The organism is Chlamydia buteonis (assembly GCF_900634605.1).
In the GTDB taxonomy this organism is placed as follows: Bacteria; Chlamydiota; Chlamydiia; order Chlamydiales; family Chlamydiaceae; genus Chlamydia; species Chlamydia buteonis.
This window is the reverse complement of sequence record NZ_CAAAFM010000001.1, coordinates 164144-186378: the sequence shown is the minus strand read 5'-3', so window position 1 is coordinate 186378 and position 22235 is coordinate 164144. Positions and strand designations below refer to the sequence as shown.

Here is a 22235-nt window from a genome sequence, read left to right as displayed (position 1 = left end):
GTAATGTATGTGCGGAATATTCGGATATCTAGGTTCTAAATTAGCTATTCCTGTGGTTTTAGATGGTTTGGCTAAGCTAGAGTACCGTGGATATGATTCCGCAGGATTAGCGTCTATTAATCTTGGACGCCTGTTTGTGAGAAAGACGATAGGACGTGTCGATGAGCTTAGACATTCTTTAGAACAAGAAAACATACAATCTTTATTGGCTATAGGCCATACGCGTTGGGCAACGCACGGCGTGCCTACAGTAAGTAATGCTCATCCCCACGTAGATGAGAATAGTACTTGTGCTGTTGTTCACAACGGGATTATTGAAAACTTTAAAGAATTAAAATCCTTCCTTCTTTCTGAGGGGGTTTCTTTTTCTTCAGATACAGATTCTGAGGTGATCGCCCAGCTTTTTGCATTTCATTATCAAACTACAGCAGATTTAATCCATAGCTTCTCGTGGACCTTATCTCAACTTCAGGGGAGTTTTTCGTGTGGCCTCCTTCATAAAGATCATCCTGATGTTTTGCTTTGTGCAGCTCAAGAGAGCCCATTAATTATTGGGTTGGGAGAGGGAGAAAATTTTATAGCTTCAGATAGTCGGGCATTCTTAAAACACACGCAGCGTATTCAGACTTTAGCTTCTGGAGAATTAGCGATCGTTGGTCTTGGTAATGAAGTCGAGACGTATAATTTTGCATTAAAGCGTATTTGTAAACAAGTTCGTCAGGTCACTTATACCGATGCAGGCTCGGATAAGCAAGGATATAGCTATTATATGCTTAAGGAAATCTATGAGCAGCCGGAAGTATTGGAACGTCTTGTTCATAAATATTTAGATCCTCAAGGATACATTAGTGAGAAATTCTTACAAGGTTTTCCTTTAGAAGACTTTGATGAGATTTCTATAGTTGCTTGTGGTTCTTCTTATCATGCGGGGTTTTTAGCGAAGTACATTATAGAATCTTTAGTCTCGATTCGTGTTCACGTTGAAGTGGCTTCAGAATTTCGGTATCGCAGAGCGTATATTGGACAGAAGACATTAGCGATTTTAATTAGCCAATCTGGGGAAACAGCTGATACTTTAGCAGCTTTAAAAGAGTTTCGTCGTAGACAAGTAGCTTGTGTTCTAGGGATCTGTAACGTTCAAGAATCCGCGTTAGCTACAGGTGTGGATCATTGCTTATTTCTAGAAGCGGGTATTGAAATTGGTGTAGCTTCCACAAAAGCTTTTACTGCCCAATTACTTTTACTTATCTTATTAGGATTAAAATTAACAGTTTCAAAACATACGCTAAGTTTAGCAGAACATTGTGCTTGTGGGAAAGGGTTGCTGGAACTTCCAGAGTTATGCAATCGCTTATTAGCAAATGAAAATTTGCATTCATGGGCGGATACTTATTGCAATGAGGATAGCTTCATATTTTTAGGGCGTCGCCTAATGTACCCTATTTGTATGGAAGCAGCGTTAAAGTTGAAAGAAATTGCATATGTTGAAGCAAACTGTTATCCTGCAGGTGAAATGAAGCATGGACCTATTGCTTTAATTAGAAAAGGATCTCCGGTGATTACCTTCTGTGGTGACTCTACTGTCTATGAAAAGATGGTTGGATGTATTATGGAAGTGAAAGCTCGGCAAGCACACGTGATAGCTGTGGCTTCAGAAGCACAAGAAGACATTGCTGCTGTTTCAGATTTCCAAATATATGTTCCTAATAGTCATTCTTTAGTATCTCCTATTCTTTATACGATTGTGGGACAAATTATGGCCTACACGATGGCTTTGAAAAAAGGCAATGAGATAGATTGCCCTAGGAATTTGGCGAAATCTGTAACTGTTGAATAAAGTAAAAGCTTGGTGTTTTTATTCTAATTATCGTTAATTCTAAAGTATAATACAAAATTCTAAAGGTTTTTCTATGTCTAGCAAGGTCTTAGGGGGTTCCCTTATTATTTCGGGGACAGCCATAGGTGCTGGTGTGTTAGCAGTTCCTGTATTAACAGCATATGCAGGATTTCTTCCTACAACTCTTCTTTATGTCCTCTCTTGGCTGTTTTCTATGGGGTCTGGACTTTGCCTTCTTGAAGTTATGACTTGGTTTAAGGATAAGCAACAGGTCAACATGTTATCTATGGCACAATATACCCTAGGGGATATTGGGAAGATTTTGATGTGGCTTCTTTATCTATTCCTCTTTTACTCTCTCTTGATTGCTTACTTTTGTGAGGGAGGAAATATTTTATTTCGTATTTTTGGCTGTCAAGGATTAGATATTCCCTGGATACGTCATGCGGCTCCTTTAGCATTTGCAATTTTGATTTGTCCTACTTTAATGATGGGTACAAAAGTTATCGATTATTGTAACCGGTTTTTTGTTTTTGGATTAGCTATTGCTTTTGCAGTATTTTGTATTTTAGGTGTTCTAGCATTGCAACCAGAGTTACTTTTACGTAGTTCATGGGTACGCTCCTTAGATGGGTTATCCATCCTTTTCCTTTCCTTTGGTTTCCAAAGTGTGGTCCCTTCGTTGTACTACTACATGGATAGAAAAGTTAAAGATGTTAAAAAAGCAATCGTTATCGGTAGTTTGATACCCTTAATCTTATACGTAATTTGGGAAGGACTGGTTTTAGGAGTCATCCCTTTAGATTTTCTTATGAAAGCTCAAGAAAATGGATTCACAGCTGTAGAAGCTATGAAAAATTCATTACAGTGTTCTATTTTTTATATTGCAGGGGAATTCTTTGGTTTCTTTGCTTTGGTTTCTTCATTTTTAGGTGTAGCTTTAGGAGTTATGGATTTCCTATTTGACGCTTTTCAATGGAACAAAAACAAACATGGTTTCTCTATTTTCTTTTTAACTTTTATTGTCCCTCTAGCATGGTCGATGTGCTATCCTGAGATTGTTCTCAAATGTCTCAATTATGCCGGAGGTATAGGCGCTGCTTTAATTATAGGAGTATTTCCCATACTTATGGTCTGGAAGGGGCGCTATGGGAAAAGACATTACCAAGGAAAGCATTTAGTCCCAGGAGGGAAGTTTATTTTATTGTTAATGCTCTTGGTAATAGTAATTAATTTGGCTAGCCTTTATTATAAATTTTAAATAAATAATAGCAAGTCTGTTAATTTTAAATTATATGTGAGTATAGGAGGTTAAATGGGACTATACGATCGTGATTATGCACAAGAATCTCGTTTGCCGGGAACGTTTGCATCCAGAGTATATGGTTGGATGACCGCGGGTCTCGCTGTGACGACTTTTGTATCATTAGGATTATACTTTTCTGGAATGTATAGAAGTTTATTTTCATTCTGGTGGGTTTGGTGCATCGCTACTCTTGGAGTATCGTTCTATATCAACGCTAAGATCCACAAGCTTTCTGTTCCTGCAGTTATGGGACTTTTCTTAGCATATTCTGCTTTGGAAGGATTATTTTTTGGAACTTTAGTTCCTGTATATGCCGCGCAATATGGTGGGGGTATCGTTTGGGCTGCTTTTGGATCCGCCGGTTTGATTTTCGGTTTGTCGGCAGCTTACGGAGCTTTTACTAAAAGTGATCTCACGCAGATGAGTAGCATTTTGATGTTTGCTCTGATCGGTTTGATGTTGGTTTCAGTTATATTCGCGTTGGTTTCTATATTTGTTTATATGCCGCTGTTCTACCTATTAATTTGCTATTTAGGATTAGCCATTTTTGTAGGATTAACTGTCGTGGACGCGCAAGCTATCCGTAAAGTGGCTCAAAATGTAGGCAATGATGGTGATTTAAGTTATAAGCTATCTTTAATCATGGCATTAAAGATGTATTGCAATGTGATTATGATATTTTGGTACCTTCTGCAAATTTTTTCCTCCTCAGGAAAAAGAAACTAAAATACTTTTTTGGATTAGGAAGAAGGGAAAAGCTTTTCTAAGAACCTATCTATGTGAAATTCTTCAAGATCCCCTATAAGTTCACCGTAGCCGACGAATTTTGTAGGGATCTTTAATTGTTTTGCTACACGAAATAACGTCCCACCTTTAGCAGAACCATCAACTTTAGTTAGGATGAGTCCCGATAGAGGAATGGTGTCATGGAAAACACGTACCTGCTCAATAACATTTCCTCCCAAAGTCGCATCTATAGTCATGAGTCGTTCGTGCGGAGACCCTGGATGTACTTTATTACATACCGAAACAATTTTCGATAATTCATTGAGTAGGTTAGTATGCGTGTGTAAACGACCTGAAGTATCAATAAGTACACGGTCGTAACCTCGAGACATAGCAGAAGCAATGCCGTCATAAGCAATAGCGGCAGGGTCGCCGCCAGGCTTCCCTGATACGAATCCACAACCTAGTTTTTCAGCCCAACAACGCATCTGATCCATGCCAGCACTACGGAAAGTATCTGTGGCAACGATCATAACTTTCTTGGATCGAGACAGGTAGTAGTGGGCAAGTTTAGCCACAGTTGTGGTTTTCCCGGACCCATTTGTTCCTAATATCAAAGAAACAATAGGGGCTTGTCCTTGACAAGATTCTGCAAGAGGTAAGTTGTCTAGAGTTTCACGAAGTAATGAGGAAACTAGATCTTTAACAGTAGACTCATCCGGCTTACGGCATTTGCGCAAACGAGAACACAACTCTTCAGTAAGATCTGATCCGAAATCTGCTTCGTAAAACAAACTTTCTGTAAATTCTAAAAGATCTGTGGAGAGAGTTTTTTTAAATAGAGATTGAATCTTGCTGCTAAAGAACTTGAACACGGATTAGAGCAAAGTTAGTTGAAGTAAAAGGAATGATACAAGATAAGGAGGAAAATTCAAAGGGTTATTTATGCACCTTCATGAATACCAAGCTAAAGACCTTTTAGCCTCTTATGATATAGCTATTCCTCCTTATCGTGTAGCCTCGTCTGTTGAAGAAGGTAGGCATACGCTCAATGAATTAGGAATAAGCGCAGGTGTGATTAAAGTACAAGTACATGCTGGAGGTAGGGGGAAAAACGGTGGTGTAATTGTTGCTAAATCTCCTGATGAGATTCTTGCAGCTGTTGATAAATTGTTACACATGCGTTTTATCAGTAATCAAACTTCTGGAGAAGCTTTACCTGTAGAGAAAGTTCTGATCACACCCTTAGTGAATATTGCTACCGAGTATTACCTAGCAGTAATCATGGATAGGAAAAGTCGCTGCCCAGCTATTATGCTATCGAAAGCCGGAGGTGTTGATATTGAAGAGGTAGCTCAAAAATATCCTAACCAATTGCTTACTATACCTCTGACTCCTTTTGCTCGCATATACAATTATCAACTGAGACAGATGATTAAATTTATGGGCTGGGAAGGCGATGCGGGGAAACAAGGCGTGCAGCTTATTAAAAATCTTGTCCAATGTTTCTATGACAATGATGCTTCTTTACTGGAAATTAATCCTTTAGTCCTTACTCAAGAAGGAGATCTTCTTGTGCTAGATGCTAAAGTAACTATTGATGATAATGCCCTATACCGTCATCCAAAACTTGAAGTATTGTACGACCCTTCTCAAGAAAATGTTCGTGATGTACTTGCTAAGCAGATAGGACTTTCCTACATTGCCCTAGATGGAAATATTGGTTGCTTAGTTAATGGCGCCGGATTAGCTATGAGCACATTAGACATTCTTAAGATTCATGGAGGATCTGCAGCAAATTTCCTTGATGTTGGCGGGAGTGCCACGGAACAACAAATTCAGGAAGCTGTATCTTTAGTGCTATCGGACGAAAATGTAGAGGTTCTTTTTATCAATATTTTTGGTGGAATTATGGATTGTTCTGCGGTTGCCTCAGGACTTGTTGCTGTGATGCAAACTAGAGAAAATCTCATTCCTACAGTAGTGCGTTTAGAAGGAACAAATGTAGAACTTGGCAAAGAAATTGTACAGCGTTCGGGAATCCCCTGTAAATTTACCGATTCCTTAAATACAGGCGCACAGCTTGCTGTAGCATTAAGTAAATAAGGTTAAGGAGCTCTATGTTTTGCTCATTAAGTAAAAAAATCCCGATTATCACTCAAGGAATCACAGGAAAAGCCGGCTCATTTCATACAGAGCAATGCCTTGCATATGGATCAAATTTCGTGGGAGGAGTAACTCCTGGGAAAGGAGGGACAAAGCATCTAAATCTTCATGTATATGATTCTGTATTAGAAGCAAAACAAGCAACAAATTGTCGCGCAACAATGATATTTGTCCCCCCTGCTTATGCTGCAGAAGCGATAATTGAAGCCGAGGACGCAGGCATTGACCTGATTGTTTGCATTACAGAAGGTATCCCTGTCAGAGATATGCTCGAAGTTAGCCATGTGATGCAACATAGCACTTCCCGATTGATAGGTCCTAACTGCCCAGGCATTATAAAGCCCGGTGTATGTAAAATTGGTATCATGCCAGGATATATCCACCTTCCTGGTAGTGTAGGTGTGGTTTCAAGATCAGGAACATTGACTTATGAAGCTGTTTGGCAACTAACTCAAAGGAGTATAGGACAAAGCGTATGCATAGGTATAGGGGGAGACCCTTTAAATGGGACTTCGTTTATCGATGTTCTAGAAGAATTTCAAAATGATCCTCAAACAGAACTTATATTGATGATTGGAGAAATAGGAGGTAGCGCTGAAGAAGAGGCTGCTGAATGGATCCAAGCTTACTGTACCAAACCTGTTATAGCGTTTATTGCTGGAGAAACAGCTCCTAAAGGAAAGCGTATGGGTCACGCTGGAGCTATCATTTCTGGAAATTCTGGAGATGCCAAAAGTAAAAAAGAAGCTTTGAGAAGAGGAGGGGTCTGTGTTGTTGAATCTCCAGCTTTAATTGGAGAAACTGTAGAAACCTTATTACGCCCTCTATAATTCACAAACACCTTAGCTATAATCATTTGATAATAAACCTGTTTCTATGTTTGGAAAGAGTATAGAAGTTTGTAAGTCGAGAATATGACTCTGTATTTCTTCTTGCTTTCAAATTCTTTTTAAGAAGATATAAATTCTTTCAGAAAGTTCTTAAGATAAAAATTCTTTGTAGTAATACCTTGCTACAATATAATCCGCTTTTCGTGATTATATCCGAAGCGGCATGTGAATCACTGTCCTTTAAAATATCAATTTAAAAAGTATTAGAATTCATAAGCTTTCACAAACATGAGCACGAGATCTAGACAAAATCTAGAGCCTATAGGGAAAAAGGTATGACGAAGAAGCCAGTATATTTATTATTAGCCACAGCAATGTTTTTAAGTATTTCTACGCTTTCTCCTTTAGGATTTGCTGCTGTGAAAAAAGATTCGCGGATAGCAGAAGTCCCTCAAGAGGTGCTGTTGAAGGAGATTTCTGGAGGTTTTTCTAAGGTTGCTGAACAAGCAACGCCAGGAGTTGTTTATATCGAAAGCTTTCCTAAGTGTAACCGTCCTGTACATCCTGCCCCTGGGCGTAGGGGACCTTACGATAATCCTTTTGATTATTTCAATGATGAGTTCTTCAATCGTTTCTTCGGTTTGCCTACGCAAAAAGAGCGCCCGATGTCGAAAGAAGCTGTTCGTGGTACAGGATTTATAGTTTCTCCGGATGGTTATGTAGTCACTAATAATCACGTAGTTGAAGATGCCGGAAAAATTCATGTTACCCTGCATGACGGTCAGAAATACCCTGCTAAGGTCATAGGCCTAGATCCTAAAACTGATTTAGCAGTGATTAAAATCAATGCGGAAAAGCTTCCACATCTTACTTTTGGAAATTCTGATAATTTGAAAGTAGGTGATTGGGCAATAGCGATTGGGAATCCTTTCGGCTTACAAGCCACGGTTACCGTAGGGGTGATTAGTGCTAAAGGAAGAAATCAGCTGCATATAGCCGATTTCGAAGATTTTATTCAGACAGATGCAGCTATTAATCCCGGAAATTCTGGAGGTCCTCTTCTTAATATCGATGGGAAGGTGATTGGAGTTAACACTGCTATTGTTAGCGGTAGTGGAGGTTACATTGGTATTGGTTTTGCTATCCCTAGTTTAATGGTTAAGAAGATCATCGATCAGTTAATTAGCGACGGTCAGGTAATTCGTGGGTTTCTGGGAGTTACTCTACAACCTATAGATGCTGAATTGGCAGCTTGCTATAAACTAGATAAAGTTTATGGAGCTTTGATTACAGATGTAGTTAAAGGGTCACCAGCAGATAAGGCAGGATTAAAGCAAGAAGATGTAATCATTGCTTACAATGGTAGAGAAGTAGAATCTCTTAGTGCATTCCGCAATGCCATTTCCCTCATGAATCCTGATACAAGAGTATTATTAAAAGTAGTTCGTGAAGGACAGGTTTTGGAAATTCCTGTTATAGTTTCTCAAGCTCCTCAGGACGATGGTGTCTCTGCTTTAAATCGTGTGGGTATCCGAGTTCAGAATCTCAACCCAGAAAATGCTAAGAAATTGGGAATGACTCCTGATAGTAAAGGTGTGCTGATTATTTCTGTTGAAGCAGGTTCTGTCGCTAGTTCTTCAGGTATAGCTCCGGGCCAGCTTATCCTAGCTGTAAACAGACAAAAAGTTTCTTCAGTAGAAGAACTGAATACTGTTTTAAAGGATGGAAATAATGAGAGCATCCTCCTGATGGTTTCACAAGGAGAGGTAATTCGCTTCATAGTATTAAAACCAGAAGAATAGACCTAAGTTTTTCCATCACGCAACTTTAATGAAAGCACTCTCTTAGAGAGTGCTTTTTTGTGCTTTTGCTAATTTATCTAAAAGAAGACAAATAGAAAGGAAACCGTTGCGCATTTGCTCTAGGGAGAAGTTTTCTTCTGCAGCATGAATGGCATCACTTAAATAAGATGTGCCGCAAATAATCGGTTCTGTTTTTGAGATGGAACCTAATAATGAGGCTATAGGAATAGTAGCTTCCATAAATACTCTCAGACACGGCTGGTGATAAAGTTGGGAGTAAATCTCTTGTAAAGCTAAAACAATTGGTAAATTGGGAGAGCTTCTCCATCCCGGTGAACCCTCAAAGATCTCATAGGAAAATTTTAAGGTAGGGGGAACGAGTTTTTCTAAATGCTGGATAACTTGCTTTACTGTTTTCTGAGGATCTTGTTTAGGAACTAACCTGCAAGAAAGATAAGCAGTAGCTTTATAAGGAATGACTGTTTTAAATCCCGGTCCTGTATAACCTCCGGAGATACCATTGATATCTAAAGTAGGATACACACTCAAAGCTTCTTCTACAGTTGTTGCCGGAGAATATAGAGTAGGACGAAATCCTAAACTTTTTTCCCCATCTTTTAAAAGATTGCTTTTAGGATAGTCACCGCGCTCACTCTCTTTAGGAAGAGAAACATCATCATAAAAGCCTTCTACAGCGATAGAATTATCATTGTGGTGTAGTGATGCTAGCATTTCTGCTAAAGCCCTATTTACGTTATAGGCAATACCACCAAAAATTCCTGAGTGCATATCTTTCTGGCCTTCTTCTAAGGCGATTTTCATAATTGCTAAACCTCGAGCGCCTATGCTAACAGCAGGAGCTTTTGCAGAAGAAAAACCTCCGTCAACAATTAGGAAGTAATCGGCTTGTAATTGCTCTTTCTTTTCTTGAACAAACGCCTTTAATGCTGTGCTGTCGCTTTCTTCTTCTCCCTCAATAATCCAGGTAATATTTACTGGGAATCCTTTTCTGGATTGATAATAGTGTTCAAGAGCCTTCCAGGTATAGAAACACTGCCCTTTATTATCGGAAGCCCCTCGAGCAATCAGATGCTCTCCTTTTTTTCTCATGGTAAAAGGATCGGCTAACCACCCATCTGACATATCAGCAGGTTGTACATCGTAATGATTGTAGAGAAGTAGGGTAGGGGCTGTTGAACCTGCTTCACGGTAAGTAGCATAAATTATAGGAGGGTGGCACGGTTTTTCCCATAATTCTATTGAGAATATATCTTTAAGATTGTCAACTAAGAAAGCAGCGCAGCTTTCGCAGTTGACCAGACAACTAGGATCTGCAGATATAGAACGAAAGTGAAGAAAATCTGAAAATTCCTTGAGCAATTTTTGATAATGACTTTCAAAATAATTGAGATCATTGTTCATAACTTCCCCTAGGAATTATTGAAAATAATACCCAAGGTAACTTAACTTTGTTTTGCTGAAAAGCAAGAACATTATAGTGTAATTAATTCTACAAAATTAAAAAAAGATGGAGAACACCTGATGTGTCACATTAGGTATTTGGACAGAGTATGAAAGCTGGAGATACATATAGAAATTTCGTCGTTAAGTTAAGTCAAGATCTGCCTGAGATAGAAAGCAAATTACTTGAGGTGGAACATAAACCTTCGGGCGTTTCTATTATGATGATCGTCAATAATGACGATGAAAATGTTTTCAATATCTGCTTCAGGACTTGCCCATCAACTTCTAATGGAGTGGCTCACGTTTTAGAGCACATGGTGCTTTGCGGTTCCAATAATTATCCGGTGCGAGATCCTTTTTTCTCCATGACACGACGTAGTTTAAATACGTTTATGAACGCCTTTACAGGTGCAGATTTTACCTGTTATCCTGCGGCATCACAAATCCCAGAAGATTTTTATAATTTACTTAGCGTATATATAGATGCCGTCTTTCATCCTTTACTGACTGAAAATAGCTTTTTACAAGAAGGATGGAGATACGAACTTAATCCTGAAAATGCCCTAACTTATACCGGTGTGGTTTTTAATGAGATGAAAGGCGCGATGATGTCAGGAGAGTCTCGGTTGTCAGAGGCATTAAATGCAGCTTTATTCCCTTCGGTTACCTACGGTGTGAATTCTGGAGGCGAACCTAAAGAAATTCTTACCCTCTCTCATCAAGGTGTTGTAGCGTTTCATCAGAGCCAGTACACTCTTGGACGTTGCTTATTTTATTTTTATGGAAATATTAAACCTTCTAGACATTTGGATTTTCTCGAGGAAAAGTTATTACGTCATGTAGGTAAGCTAGAAAAACAAACAATTACTGTTCCTCTGCAAAAAAGATTTAAAGAACCTGTAAGGAATATCCTTAAATATCCTTCGGATACGCAAGATGAAGACAAGGTTCTTTTTGGATTATCGTGGTTGACGTGTTCTATATTAGACCAACAAGAATTATTAGCTTTGCATGTTCTTGATGTTGTTTTAATGGGCACTGATGCGGCTCCTTTGAAATCCCGCTTATTAAAATCAGGATTTTGTAAACAAGCCGATATGGGAATTGACAGTGAGATTCGAGAGATTCCTATTACCATCGTGTGTAAAGGATGTTCTCATGGAGGAGCTCAGAAATTAGAATCATGGATTTTTGCTTGTTTAGAAGAGATCATAAGAGAAGGTATCCCGAATCATTTGGTTGAAGCTGCTGTACATCAATTAGAGTTGGCAAGAAAAGAAATAACAGGGTATTCCCTCCCATATGGCTTATCTTTATTTTTCCGTTCGGGATTGTTGCGACAGCATGGAGGACATGCTGAAGATGGGTTAAGAATTCACAGTTTATTCGCTGATCTTCGAGAAAAGCTCAAACAACCAGATTATCTTCCAAAACTTATCAGGAAGCATTTTCTAGATAATACTCACTTTGCTCGTGTGATACTTCTTCCTGATTCTGATTTGATTGCTATAGAAAATCAAGAAGAACAAGCTCTTCTTAAAGAAATTCAACAGAAGCTTTCTCCTGAAGATATTGAAAAAATTCGTCTAACTTCTAAAACTTTGGAAGAATATCAAGCTCAGAATGAAAATTTAGATAAGATTCTTCCGAACTTTTCTTTGGATAAAGTGCCCAATTCAGGAAAAGAATTTAACCTTGTTAAGGAGAATGTATCTTGTGGGGAAGTTCTCCATCATGATTGCTTTACCAATGACTTGATCTTTGCAGAATTGGTAATGGATCTTCCTCCTTTGTCTGTTGAAGAACTGCCCTGGTTACGTCTGCTTGTTTTCCTAATGTTACAATTGGGTTGTGGAGGAAGATCTTATAAAGAGCAGTTAGAATTTCTCCTAGAGCATACAGGAGGTGTCGATGTTTCATATGAGTTCTCTCCACATGCCAATAACAACACTTTGTTATCACCATCAATAGGTGTGCGTGGGAAAGCTTTAGTATCGAAAGCTGATAAGTTGTTTCAAGTTATGGGAGATACTCTCATCAGTATTGATTTTACAGACATAGAGAGAATTAAGGAATTACTGATGCAGCATAACGAGGCGTTGACAAATAGTGTGCGTAATAGCCCTATGAGTTATGCTGTCAGCATGGCTTGCATGGATAAATCTATAACAGCAACTATGTCTTATTTAGCTTCAGGTCTGCCTTACGTAGGTAAAATTCGTGATCTTACGAATAATTTTGATAAGGAAATAGACAATGTAGTCGGTATTTTACAATCCTTATATAAAAAGTGTTTCTTTGGTAAGCGTCAACTCGTTCTTAGTGGCAGCAAGGCAAATTACCAACACTTATATGAGAATAATTTCTATGGAATTTTAGATATAGAAGGTCAATCGTGTGAACCTTGGGTGAATCCTTCTATAGATAGTCTCCTAGCATCACAGGGTTTGTATATTCCTGCTCGTGCAGCCTTTAATGCTCTAGCTTTCTCTATAGGAGATTTGCCTTATGATCATCCTGATGCTGCTGCCCTTACCGTAGCGGCAGAAGTTCTTGATAACACTGTGTTGCATACAAAAATTCGTGAACAAGGTGGGGCCTATGGATCAGGAGCAGCGGTGAATCTTGGTAGGGGAGCATTTTATTGTTACAGTTATCGCGATCCTGAAATTTTTGATTCCCATCAAGCATTCCTCTATGGTATTGAGGAAGTTTCTAAAGGAAATTTCTCAAATGATGATATTCATGAAGGAGTACTTGGAGTTATCCAACATTTAGATTCGCCAATTGCTCCTGGCACTCGTGCTTCTACAGGATATTATAGATTACGATGTGGAAAAATTCCTGCTTTACGGCAAGCATTCCGTAGAGCTGTCCTGGCTGTAACTAAAGAACATATCTGTTCTGTTATGAAGAAGTACCTCCAGGATCACAAAGATAACGCAACATTCATTTCCTTTGCTGGGAAAGAAATGCTACAAGATAACGCCAGTCGCTTTGATCAAGAGTTGTTAATAAAATCAGCTTTATAGGTATTACAGCTTATCTTCTTGGAGTAAGCGATCTTCTGAAGCGATATCATTTTCTTCGCAGCCTGGAAGAAAGGATATTGCGGGATTATGAATAGGAGATGGATCCTCTACCCTGTTTAGAGAAGATGTTATCTCTAAATCTTCGAATTTCCGTAGTGTTGGTAATATCCTATGCTGCAAGCTAGACGACATATCATTATAGCTTTGTACAGTATTATTAAGATTTTTCCCAATCTTGTGAAAATAGTTAAAGACCACATGTAAACGATGGTGTAACTCTTTCCCTAATTGTCCTATTTCCTGGATTTGTGCTCTTAAGTTTTCCTGTTTCCATGTATGGGCAACAGTTTTCAATAAAGCCAGTAGTGTTAAAGGTCCGGATAGAATGACATTAGAAGTTGCTGCGATATCGATAAGTTCAGGAGCAATACGTAGAGCATCATTAAAAATACTCTCGCCAGGAAGGAAAAGAATTACAAATTCTGGGGAATAATGAAATTTTTCCCAGTAGCTTTTTGATTTTAGTGTTTTGATATGATCCTTGATTTTCCCTACCAGGTCAGATTTATCAGAAGTATCTTGGGACAAATATGTTTCTGAAAATGGAGCCTTGGAATCAATAATCAAACAGCGTTCGTGCGGGAGACGGATGATCATATCAGCTCGTACTGAACCCTCAGCATCTGTGGCTTGTGTTTCATAATCGCAATATTTAAGCATGCCTGAAAGCTCTAAGATTCTTTCTAACTGAATCTCTCCCCAACGGCCTCGTGATCCTGGATGTTTTAAGATATCCGTTAAAGCTTGAGCTTCTTTTTCAAGTTTTTTTTCTGCAGCAAGAAGATGGGAAATTTGTTCTTTTAAGGAACCACGATCTTCAGCATGCTTAGTCTCGAAAGTTTCTAAGTTTTGCTTAAAGGCAGTCAGCGTAGCTTGAACGGGCGTTAATATAGACTCAATAGTTTTAGATTTTTCAGAGAAGTAGCTCTCTGTTTCTTCTTTCATCTCTTTAATAAGAGATTGTGAAGATGCGGCAAGTTTATTGCTGAAATCTTCCATCAGTTGTTCTTGACGACGTGATAACTCTAAAGAACTTTTAAGGAGTTCATTTTCATGCTCCAAGTTTCTTCTTGCTTCGCAATGCGAAGATTCTCTCTTGCGATAATAATAAGAAGATAAAGAAATCCCTAAGCTGAGGCCGAGGAAAGCAACAATAATATGTGTTATTGAAAAGTCTATCATAACCGTTTTGTCTTTCTTTGATATGTGATCGCAAAAATAGGGAAAGCTACCAAAACATATAACCAAGAAACTAGGAAAAATACTTCGGTAAAATGATCAACAAGACCTAGGAAAAACAAACATGCTACTAAACCAGTAGTAACGACAAGTAAAAAAGAAGAAACTTTAAAACGTAGGTTTTTGAGCCCTGGGAATTTCCAAGGGGAGATCATAAGACTTCCAATAAATAGTAGACCTAAAGAAATCAAAGTAACACGTACTTGTACCGGAAGTACTGTACCAAAGTCAGAGGCTATGAATAAAGCTAAAGATACAACACATGCAGCAGCAGCAGGAATCGGCAAACCGATAAAGCATGGAAGTCGTGTTGTTTCGTTAGGTTTTTTAGAGAATAAATTGTAACGGACTAGACGTAAAACTCCACACAGGGAGTAAATTATAGAGGTTACTAAAAGTAGAGAAGAAAAAAATCCTCCAGCGTACACACCATCAAGACTCTTAATTGCAATGAGTGGAGGGGCTATACCGAATGTTACAGCGTCAGACAGAGAATCAAATTGTGCGCCGAAAGCACTTTCAGCTTTCATAATGCGAGCAATAGCACCATCAGAAAAATCTGCGATCATTGCACTGATTAACAAAAGCGAAAGCCCCTGTAAACGATGCAATAGTTCTACGGAAGATGATGTCTTTAAAACACTCTTAAAAATAATAAAAAGTCCACAACAGAGACCGAAGGCTGTGATAGCGTTAGGAGTCACGACTCGACGCTTACCTCGGATTTCTGGTTCCAATTCTGCCATGAGAATTCCGGAAGTTCGTTACAGGCGTAGCATAATATATTCATCAAAAATCAACAAGTTTTTGCCAAAAAGATCATCGTATATCTAAGTTAAAAAATGTTCCTCAGAAGGATATTTTTTTCCGGAGAATGATAGTACTTTTCAATTGCACGAAACGTTGTCTATTCCTATATATGGTATACAAGTGCATAATGTTTCACTACATATTGGGTTTTCTAGAAGAAACGTCTTCTAGGAAAGGGAGGCTTTTCTCTAAGTTTTTTGATGTTCAACTATGAGAGATCTTCCGGAATTTCCCTAAGTGTTTAGTCGAATTCCGTTATTGCTTAGAAATACTTATTTGAATCGAAAATACAGCTTTTAGGGGATGATATATGGTCGAGGTAAAAGAGAAACATTATACTATTGTAAAACGTAATGGCATGTTTGTTCCCTTTAATCAGGAACGGATCTTCCAAGCTTTGGAAGCTGCTTTTCGTGATACACGTAGTCTGGAAAATGATTCTCCCTTACCCAAAGATTTAGAAAATGCTATTTCCGATATCACTCATAGAGTTGTAAATGAAGTCGTTCAAAAAATTAGAGAAGGTCAGGTTATTACTGTTGAACGTATTCAGGATATGGTAGAGAATCAGTTGTACGTGAATGGTTTGCAAGATGTTGCTAGAGATTATATTATCTACAGAGACCATCACAAGGAACAACGGGAGGGGTCTTGGCATTGTGTTTCTGTCATACGTAGGGATGGAAGTACTGTAAAATTCAATCCTATGAAGATTTCTGCAGCCTTAGAAAAAGCCTTTAGGGCCACACAGAAAATGACAGATATTCCTGTTCAAGAGATTCTTTCTGAGATAAATGGGCTGACAAATAAAATTGTAGAAGAAATCTTAGCAGTTTGTTCTCCAGAAAAAACCATTGATATAGAAGTTATACAAGATATTGTTGAAAAACAATTAATGATAGTTGGCCATTATGACGTTGCTAAAAATTATATTTTGTATAGGGAAGCACGTTCTAGAATTCGTGAAAACAAGCAACACATAAGTGCCCAGAAAGAGCCTGTTGAAGAAGTGTATGACGTCATTAAAAGTGACGGAACTACATATTCAGTAAATAAATCTCAGCTAATTGATAAATTTACTTGGGCATGTCAAAGATTTCCTGCAACAACAGATCCCCACGTACTTGCTGATATGGCATTTGCCAATTTCTATTCTGGAATTAAAGAATCGGAAATTGTTTTGGCCTGCATTATGGCAGCGCGAGCCAATATTGAAAAAGAGCCTGATTACGCATATGTAGCAGCCGAGCTGCTCACTGATGTAGTTTATCAAGAGACTATGGGGAAAACCGCAACGGATTCTGATCTTGCTGAAGCACAAAAACAATGTTTTAAAAACTATATTCTTAATGGAGAAAAGTATCGGTTAAATCCTCGTTTGAAAGAGTATGACCTTGATGCTTTGGCCGAAGCTTTAGATATATCTAGAGACCGACAGTTCTCTTACATGGGAGTGCAAAATCTTTATGATCGTTATTTCAATCAACATGAAGGGCGTAGATTAGAAACTGCTCAAATTTTTTGGATGCGTGTTTCTATGGGGCTTGCGTTGAACGAGGGTGATAATAAAACTTTCTGGGCAATTACTTTCTACAATCTGTTGTCTACATTCCGTTATACTCCAGCAACACCTACCCTGTTTAACTCTGGAATGCGTCATTCACAATTAAGTTCTTGCTACTTGTCTACAGTACAGGATGACCTCGCGCATATTTATAAGGTTATATCAGATAATGCTATGCTTTCTAAATGGGCTGGAGGTATCGGTAATGACTGGACTGGAGTACGTGCTACAGGCTCTTTGATTAAAGGAACTAACGGAAAAAGCCAAGGTGTCATTCCTTTCATTAAAGTAGCGAATGATACAGCAATTGCTGTGAATCAGGGAGGTAAACGCAAAGGCGCTATGTGCGTATATCTAGAGATATGGCATCTAGATTACGAAGATTTCTTAGAGTTAAGAAAGAATACTGGTGATGAGCGTCGACGTACTCATGATATCAATACTGCAAGCTGGATTCCCGATTTGTTTTTCAAGCGTTTAGAGCAGAAGGGTATGTGGACTCTATTTAGTCCCGATGATGTTCCTGGATTGCATGAGGCTTATGGTGTCGAATTTGATAGGCTTTATGAAGAATATGAAAGCAAAGTAGATACAGGAGAAATCAAATTATATAAGAAGATGCCGGCTGCGGATTTGTGGCGTAAGATGTTAAGTATGCTCTATGAAACAGGGCATCCATGGATGACGTTCAAAGATCCTTCTAATATCCGTGCTGTGCAGGATCATGTTGGTGTTATACGTTGTTCGAACTTGTGCACAGAAATTTTGTTAAACTCCTCAGCGAATGAAACAGCAGTTTGTAACTTAGGTTCTGTAAACTTGGTAGAGCATATTGAAAATGGTGATATCAATGAAAAGAAACTCGAGGAAACTATCTCAATAGCTATTCGTATCTTAGATAACATCATAGATCTTAATTTTTATCCAACTCAAGAAGCGGCTAACGCTAACTTGTCTCATAGGGCTGTTGGTTTAGGAATTATGGGTTTCCAAGATGCCCTTTATAAACTGAATATTAGCTATGCATCTCCAGAAGCTGTAGAGTTTGCTGATAAGAGTTCAGAACTGGTTGCGTATTATGCCATACTATCTTCAAGTTTATTAGCTAAAGAACGCGGAACATATAGCTCTTACAAAGGTTCTAAATGGGATCGAGGTTATCTCCCACTAGATACCATAGAGTTATTGAAAGAATATCGTGGAGAAGAAAATGTTTTGATGGATACATCGTGTCGCAAGGATTGGGCTCCTGTGCGTGAAGCAATCAAGTCTTATGGAATGAGAAACAGTCATACTATGGCAATTGCTCCAACAGCAACTATATCAAATATTATCGGGGTTACTCAATCAATAGAACCAACATATAAGCACCTATTTGTGAAATCAAATCTTTCTGGAGAGTTTACAATTCCCAATGTGTATTTGATCGATAAGCTCAAACAATTAGGATTATGGGATGCCGACATGTTAGATGATTTAAAGTACTTTGACGGCTCTCTATTGGAAATAGACCGGATCCCCGATGATTTGAAAAAGATCTTCCTTACAGCCTTTGAAATTGAGCCTGAATGGTTAATCGAATGCGCTTCTAGGAGACAAAAATGGATAGACATGGGTCAATCCCTTAATTTATATTTATCGGAACCTAACGGTAAAAAACTTTCTGCTATGTATCTCACAGCATGGAAAAAAGGACTGAAAACTACCTATTACTTAAGGTCCTCAGCAGCTACCTCTGTAGAGAAATCGTTTACTGATATCAATAAACGAGGAATTCAGCCTCGATGGATGAAAAATAAGTCTGCTTCTACCAGTATAGTCGTAGACAGAGCTAAGACAACACCCGTCTGTTCTCTCGAGGAAGGTTGTGAATCTTGCCAGTAATATAAAAGAGGAGGATGGAAACAATGGAAGCAGATATTTTAGAAGGTAAATTAAAACGCGTCCAATTAAATAGCAAGCGCTTGGTTAATTGTAATCAGGTGGATGTGAATCAGTTAGTCCCTATTAAGTATAAATGGGCTTGGGAACACTATTTAAATGGATGCGCGAATAACTGGCTCCCAACAGAAGTCCCAATGGCTCGCGATATCGAATTATGGAAATCAGACAATCTTTCCGAAGACGAACGTCGAGTCATTCTTTTAAACCTGGGGTTTTTCAGTACAGCAGAAAGTTTAGTAGGGAACAACATTGTCTTGGCTATTTTTAAGCACATTACAAACCCTGAAGCACGCCAATATTTATTGAGACAAGCATTTGAAGAAGCTGTGCATACTCATACGTTTCTTTACATTTGTGAGTCTTTGGGGCTAGACGAAGCAGAGGTTTTCAATGCTTATAACGAACGCGCAACGATTAAGGCTAAGGATGATTTCCAAATGACCTTGACTGGGGATGTTTTAGACCCTAATTTTTCCACGGATTCACTAGAAGGATTACGCCAGTTTATTAAAAACTTGGTCGGCTACTACATCATTATGGAAGGGATTTTTTTCTACAGTGGTTTTGTAATGATCCTTTCTTTCCATCGTCAAAATAAGATGACTGGAATCGGGGAGCAATACCAGTATATTTTACGAGATGAAACTATCCATTTGAATTTCGGTATCGATCTTATCAACGGAATTAAAGAAGAAAACCCTGAGGTATGGTCTCAAGAACTTCAAAGTGAAATTATCGCGCTTATTGAAAAGGCTGTAGATTTGGAAATCGAATATGCTCGTGATTGCTTGCCACGTGGTATTTTAGGATTAAAATCTTCAATGTTTATTGACTATGTGCGTCATATTGCTGATCGTCGTTTAGAAAGAATTGGTTTGAAGCCTATTTATAATTCTAAAAATCCTTTCCCATGGATGAGTGAAACTATCGATCTTAATAAAGAGAAAAACTTTTTTGAAACTCGTGTAACGGAATACCAGACTTCTGCGAGTTTAAGTTGGTAGTTTTTGAAATCATTTTATACACGTACTTTAACGACTTTTGGGAATCCCAAAAGTCGTTTTTTTCTGACATAAGTCGTATTTTCTATCTTTTTTTTCTTGAAAAGAAAATTCTTAAAGAAAACCTAAAGAGCTTTTATAATTTCTTAAGTTGTAATCTCTTATTATTATTTCTAAATGAAACCACAAGATTTAAAAGCTCCTTTTTTTTGGGAAGAACGTAAAACCCAAATCAAGGATGATGTCCTTTACATTCCTGAACATTATTTCAAACATGATCAGTTTGAGATGCCTAGATGGGAAGAATTTTTCGGGAATAATCACCCCATTTTCTGCGAACTCTGTTCAGGGAATGGTGATTGGGTGGTTGCGCAAGCTAACAAAAACCCTAATATGAATTGGATAGCAGTTGAAAAACGCTTTGATCGGGTAAGGAAAATCTGGTCTAAAATGCATAATTCTCAAGTGAGAAACTTGAGGATTGTTTGCGGTGAAGCTCAAACCTTTTTCCGTCATTATATGCAGAATGAGGTTATACAACGTATTGTTGTTAACTTTCCTGATCCATGGCCAAAGTCTCGTCATCGTAAACATCGTTTATTTCAAGATGAGTTTATGAATGATATTGTTAGGGTTCTAGTAGACTCTGGCATTATTATTCTCGCTACAGATGATAAAAATTATCTTCTTCAGGCTATCAAGATTATGAAACAACGCTTACTTCCTAAATTGGAAGAGCCTTATTATTGTAAGATGCTAGAGAATTACGGAGATTCTTGGTTTGAAAGGTTGTGGAGATCTAAAGGACAGGAAATTTTTTACACAGAATTTGTAAAGAAAGTTGGGATATAGCTGACTTGAACAGCTGACCTTCACGATGTCAACGTGACGCTCTAACCAACTGAGCTAATACCCCAAAAACTAGGTCATAATGTTATCGAGAAAAGAGTATCTTTGCAATAGGCTTATTGATGTTTAAAGGAATAGGATTGCTTCAAGGAAATGTTGTCCGGTTATCTCATGAAATCTTTCAACATGTTCTTACTCCTGGAGATACTGTTGTGGATGCGACTTGTGGGAACGGTAAAGACTGCTTGATTTTAGCCCGTATACTGCAAGGAAAAGGGAAACTGGTAGCCTATGATGTGCAACGAGAAGCTTTGATGAGGGCTTCTCTTTTGTGTTCTATATCTTTGTCCAATGAAGAAAAATCTATTATAGAATTTAAAAAGATGTCTCATGAACATATTAGTGAGTCAGGAGCTAAACTATTTCATTATAATTTAGGTTACCTTCCCAATGGCGATAAGAGTATTACTACTTTAGAAAAAACAACTATTATGAGTATTCAAAAAGCGCTTGCCTTAGTAGCGCCTCAAGGAGTGGTTACCGTAGTATGCTATCCAGGTCATGCAGAGGGAGCAAATGAGATGTGTTCTGTAGAGGGATTAGCACGTAGATTAGATCCTAAGCTTTGGGAAGTGGGCTCTTTCTATATTATGAATAGATATAAGGCTCCAAGGCTTTTTGTGTTCCGTTCTCTTAGGGTAGTTGGTAAGGAATAATGCGTACTTCTTCTTCTAAGTTTATTCCCTGTGATTTTAACTTGTCTCGAACCATTTGAATAAGCTGTTTAACTTCTTGAGATGTTGCTCTGCCTGTATTCACAATGAAATTAGCATGCTTTGGAGATATTTGAGCTCCTCCTAGAGAAAAGCCTTTGAAACCAGCTTCATCGATGAGCTTCCCCGCAGAATTTCCTGGGGGATTACGGAAAATGCATCCTGCAGAAGGTTGTTGGTAGGGTTGAGAAAGTAATCTACTTCGGAGCAGGTCTTTTGCAATTTTTACGGATGAAGAATTTCTAGATAGGCGGAAAGTTGCGGAAAGAATAAACTCAGTGCAATGTTGAAAACGCGATGTCCGGTAACCAAATGCTAGTTCTTCAGCATTATATGAAAGGATTTCTCCTTTAGAATTAATGACTTCAACGCTTTCAATTACAGCGGCCGTATCTTGACTGCCGATGCCAGCATTCATAAATACAGCCCCACCAACTGATCCTGGAATGCCTACTGCAAATTCTAAACCTGAATATCCTGAAGAAGAAAGAGTTTTCCCTAAAAAAGAAAAAGAAGTTCCCGAATAGACTTTGATAGTAGTTTCAGAGACAAATTCTTTTCCTTGTATACCATTACACAAAACAAAACCATCAAACCCTCGATCATCGAATAAGCAATTCGAACCTTTCCCGACGATAATAAATGGGTAGTTGTGACTGTGTAAGAACTGAATCACTTGCTGTGCTTCGCTGGCTGAATGCACTTCTTTAAAGTAATTCGCAGGCCCCCCGATACGAAACGTAGAATACTTATTCAACCAAACACTACGGCGAACTGAAAAGGGGAAACGAATGGCAGTAGATGCTTTCACATTTAGAATTCCAGATAAGTT

At 38.4% G+C, this 22235-nt stretch carries 16 protein-coding genes and 1 tRNA gene; 11 read left to right on the top strand and 6 right to left on the bottom strand.

Annotation, left to right across the window (positions count from 1 at the left end; all coding sequences use genetic code 11):
• Positions 1-7 precede the first annotated feature (7 nt).
• The 3 genes from glmS to E1N70_RS00825 all read left to right on the top strand — a co-directional run bounded on the left by glmS (position 8) and on the right by E1N70_RS00825 (position 3869).
• On the top strand, positions 8-1837 hold the full coding sequence (glmS, locus tag E1N70_RS00835) for a glutamine--fructose-6-phosphate transaminase (isomerizing) (RefSeq protein WP_131743702.1): 1830 nt from the start codon (positions 8-10) through the stop codon (positions 1835-1837).
• 73 nt (positions 1838-1910) lie between these two features.
• The gene (locus E1N70_RS00830; protein WP_131743701.1) at positions 1911-3098 is read left to right on the top strand and encodes an aromatic amino acid transport family protein; all 1188 of its coding nucleotides are present in this window, start codon (positions 1911-1913) and stop codon (positions 3096-3098) included.
• Positions 3099-3152: 54 nt separating this feature from the next.
• On the top strand, positions 3153-3869 hold the full coding sequence (locus tag E1N70_RS00825; RefSeq protein WP_131743700.1) for a Bax inhibitor-1/YccA family protein: 717 nt from the start codon (positions 3153-3155) through the stop codon (positions 3867-3869).
• 14 nt (positions 3870-3883) lie between these two features.
• Here E1N70_RS00825 and ftsY read toward each other — a convergent pair whose 3' ends face one another.
• A complete protein-coding gene (ftsY, locus tag E1N70_RS00820; RefSeq protein WP_131743699.1) occupies positions 3884-4744 on the bottom strand; it encodes a signal recognition particle-docking protein FtsY in 861 nt (286 codons plus the stop codon).
• A 70-nt stretch (positions 4745-4814) separates the two neighbouring features.
• Here ftsY and sucC point away from each other — a divergent pair, with 70 nt between their 5' ends.
• The 3 genes from sucC to htrA all read left to right on the top strand — a co-directional run bounded on the left by sucC (position 4815) and on the right by htrA (position 8667).
• Entirely contained in the window at positions 4815-5975 is a 1161-nt protein-coding gene (gene sucC / locus E1N70_RS00815; RefSeq protein WP_131743698.1) for an ADP-forming succinate--CoA ligase subunit beta, read from the top strand.
• 14 nt (positions 5976-5989) lie between these two features.
• Positions 5990-6865, top strand: a complete 876-nt coding sequence (gene sucD, locus E1N70_RS00810; protein WP_131743697.1) for a succinate--CoA ligase subunit alpha — start codon at positions 5990-5992, stop codon at positions 6863-6865.
• Between the two features lie 335 nt (positions 6866-7200).
• Positions 7201-8667, top strand: coding sequence for a serine protease HtrA (htrA, locus tag E1N70_RS00805; RefSeq protein ID WP_131743696.1), 1467 nt, complete (start codon positions 7201-7203; stop codon positions 8665-8667).
• Between the two features lie 42 nt (positions 8668-8709).
• Here htrA and E1N70_RS00800 read toward each other — a convergent pair whose 3' ends face one another.
• Positions 8710-10089, bottom strand: a complete 1380-nt coding sequence (locus tag E1N70_RS00800; protein ID WP_131743695.1) for a M20/M25/M40 family metallo-hydrolase — start codon at positions 10087-10089, stop codon at positions 8710-8712.
• A 149-nt stretch (positions 10090-10238) separates the two neighbouring features.
• On the opposite strand from E1N70_RS00800, the gene E1N70_RS00795 reads away from it, so the two are divergent.
• The gene (locus E1N70_RS00795; RefSeq protein WP_131743694.1) at positions 10239-13163 is read left to right on the top strand and encodes an insulinase family protein; all 2925 of its coding nucleotides are present in this window, start codon (positions 10239-10241) and stop codon (positions 13161-13163) included.
• 3 nt (positions 13164-13166) lie between these two features.
• Here E1N70_RS00795 and E1N70_RS00790 read toward each other — a convergent pair whose 3' ends face one another.
• On the bottom strand, positions 13167-14405 hold the full coding sequence (locus tag E1N70_RS00790) for a DNA recombination protein RmuC (protein ID WP_131743693.1): 1239 nt from the start codon (positions 14403-14405) through the stop codon (positions 13167-13169).
• Positions 14402-15208 (bottom strand): CDP-alcohol phosphatidyltransferase family protein, encoded by an 807-nt coding sequence (locus E1N70_RS00785; RefSeq protein WP_014943964.1) that lies wholly within the window; start codon positions 15206-15208, stop codon positions 14402-14404. Before E1N70_RS00785 ends, E1N70_RS00790 begins: the two co-directional genes overlap by 4 nt.
• A gap of 374 nt (positions 15209-15582) precedes the next feature.
• Between E1N70_RS00785 and E1N70_RS00780 the strand changes: the two genes are divergently transcribed.
• The 3 genes from E1N70_RS00780 to trmB all read left to right on the top strand — a co-directional run bounded on the left by E1N70_RS00780 (position 15583) and on the right by trmB (position 20633).
• Entirely contained in the window at positions 15583-18720 is a 3138-nt protein-coding gene (locus E1N70_RS00780) for a ribonucleoside-diphosphate reductase subunit alpha (RefSeq protein ID WP_131743692.1), read from the top strand.
• Positions 18721-18743: 23 nt separating this feature from the next.
• Positions 18744-19784 carry a ribonucleotide-diphosphate reductase subunit beta gene (locus E1N70_RS00775; RefSeq protein WP_131744146.1) on the top strand — a complete coding sequence of 347 codons (1041 nt, stop codon included), beginning with the start codon at positions 18744-18746 and terminating at the stop codon, positions 19782-19784.
• Positions 19785-19958: 174 nt separating this feature from the next.
• Positions 19959-20633, top strand: a complete 675-nt coding sequence (gene trmB, locus E1N70_RS00770) for a tRNA (guanosine(46)-N7)-methyltransferase TrmB (RefSeq protein WP_131743691.1) — start codon at positions 19959-19961, stop codon at positions 20631-20633.
• Here the strand turns inward: trmB and E1N70_RS00765 are convergent.
• Positions 20624-20697: transfer RNA gene (locus tag E1N70_RS00765), tRNA-Val, on the bottom strand. The genes trmB and E1N70_RS00765 overlap by 10 nt on opposite strands.
• 55 nt (positions 20698-20752) lie before the next feature.
• Here E1N70_RS00765 and mnmM point away from each other — a divergent pair.
• Entirely contained in the window at positions 20753-21346 is a 594-nt protein-coding gene (mnmM, locus tag E1N70_RS00760) for a tRNA 5-(aminomethyl)-2-thiouridylate-methyltransferase MnmM (protein ID WP_131743690.1), read from the top strand.
• Here mnmM and murB read toward each other — a convergent pair.
• Positions 21324-22214, bottom strand: a complete 891-nt coding sequence (gene murB / locus E1N70_RS00755) for a UDP-N-acetylmuramate dehydrogenase (RefSeq protein WP_131743689.1) — start codon at positions 22212-22214, stop codon at positions 21324-21326. The two genes, mnmM and murB, sit on opposite strands and share 23 nt — an antisense overlap.
• Positions 22215-22235: the final 21 nt, after the last annotated feature.

Coding starts and splice junctions, on each gene's coding strand:
- E1N70_RS00790 (WP_131743693.1), bottom strand. CDS start 14,405: ATGATAGACTTTTCAATAACACATATTATTGTTGCTTTCCTCGGCCTC.
- trmB (WP_131743691.1), top strand. CDS start 19,959: ATGAAACCACAAGATTTAAAAGCTCCTTTTTTTTGGGAAGAACGTAAA.
- htrA (WP_131743696.1), top strand. CDS start 7,201: ATGACGAAGAAGCCAGTATATTTATTATTAGCCACAGCAATGTTTTTA.
- sucD (WP_131743697.1), top strand. CDS start 5,990: ATGTTTTGCTCATTAAGTAAAAAAATCCCGATTATCACTCAAGGAATC.
- mnmM (WP_131743690.1), top strand. CDS start 20,753: ATGTTTAAAGGAATAGGATTGCTTCAAGGAAATGTTGTCCGGTTATCT.
- E1N70_RS00825 (WP_131743700.1), top strand. CDS start 3,153: ATGGGACTATACGATCGTGATTATGCACAAGAATCTCGTTTGCCGGGA.
- E1N70_RS00780 (WP_131743692.1), top strand. CDS start 15,583: ATGGTCGAGGTAAAAGAGAAACATTATACTATTGTAAAACGTAATGGC.
- E1N70_RS00785 (WP_014943964.1), bottom strand. CDS start 15,208: ATGGCAGAATTGGAACCAGAAATCCGAGGTAAGCGTCGAGTCGTGACT.
- E1N70_RS00800 (WP_131743695.1), bottom strand. CDS start 10,089: ATGAACAATGATCTCAATTATTTTGAAAGTCATTATCAAAAATTGCTC.
- glmS (WP_131743702.1), top strand. CDS start 8: ATGTGCGGAATATTCGGATATCTAGGTTCTAAATTAGCTATTCCTGTG.
- E1N70_RS00775 (WP_131744146.1), top strand. CDS start 18,744: ATGGAAGCAGATATTTTAGAAGGTAAATTAAAACGCGTCCAATTAAAT.
- E1N70_RS00830 (WP_131743701.1), top strand. CDS start 1,911: ATGTCTAGCAAGGTCTTAGGGGGTTCCCTTATTATTTCGGGGACAGCC.
- sucC (WP_131743698.1), top strand. CDS start 4,815: ATGCACCTTCATGAATACCAAGCTAAAGACCTTTTAGCCTCTTATGAT.
- E1N70_RS00795 (WP_131743694.1), top strand. CDS start 10,239: ATGAAAGCTGGAGATACATATAGAAATTTCGTCGTTAAGTTAAGTCAA.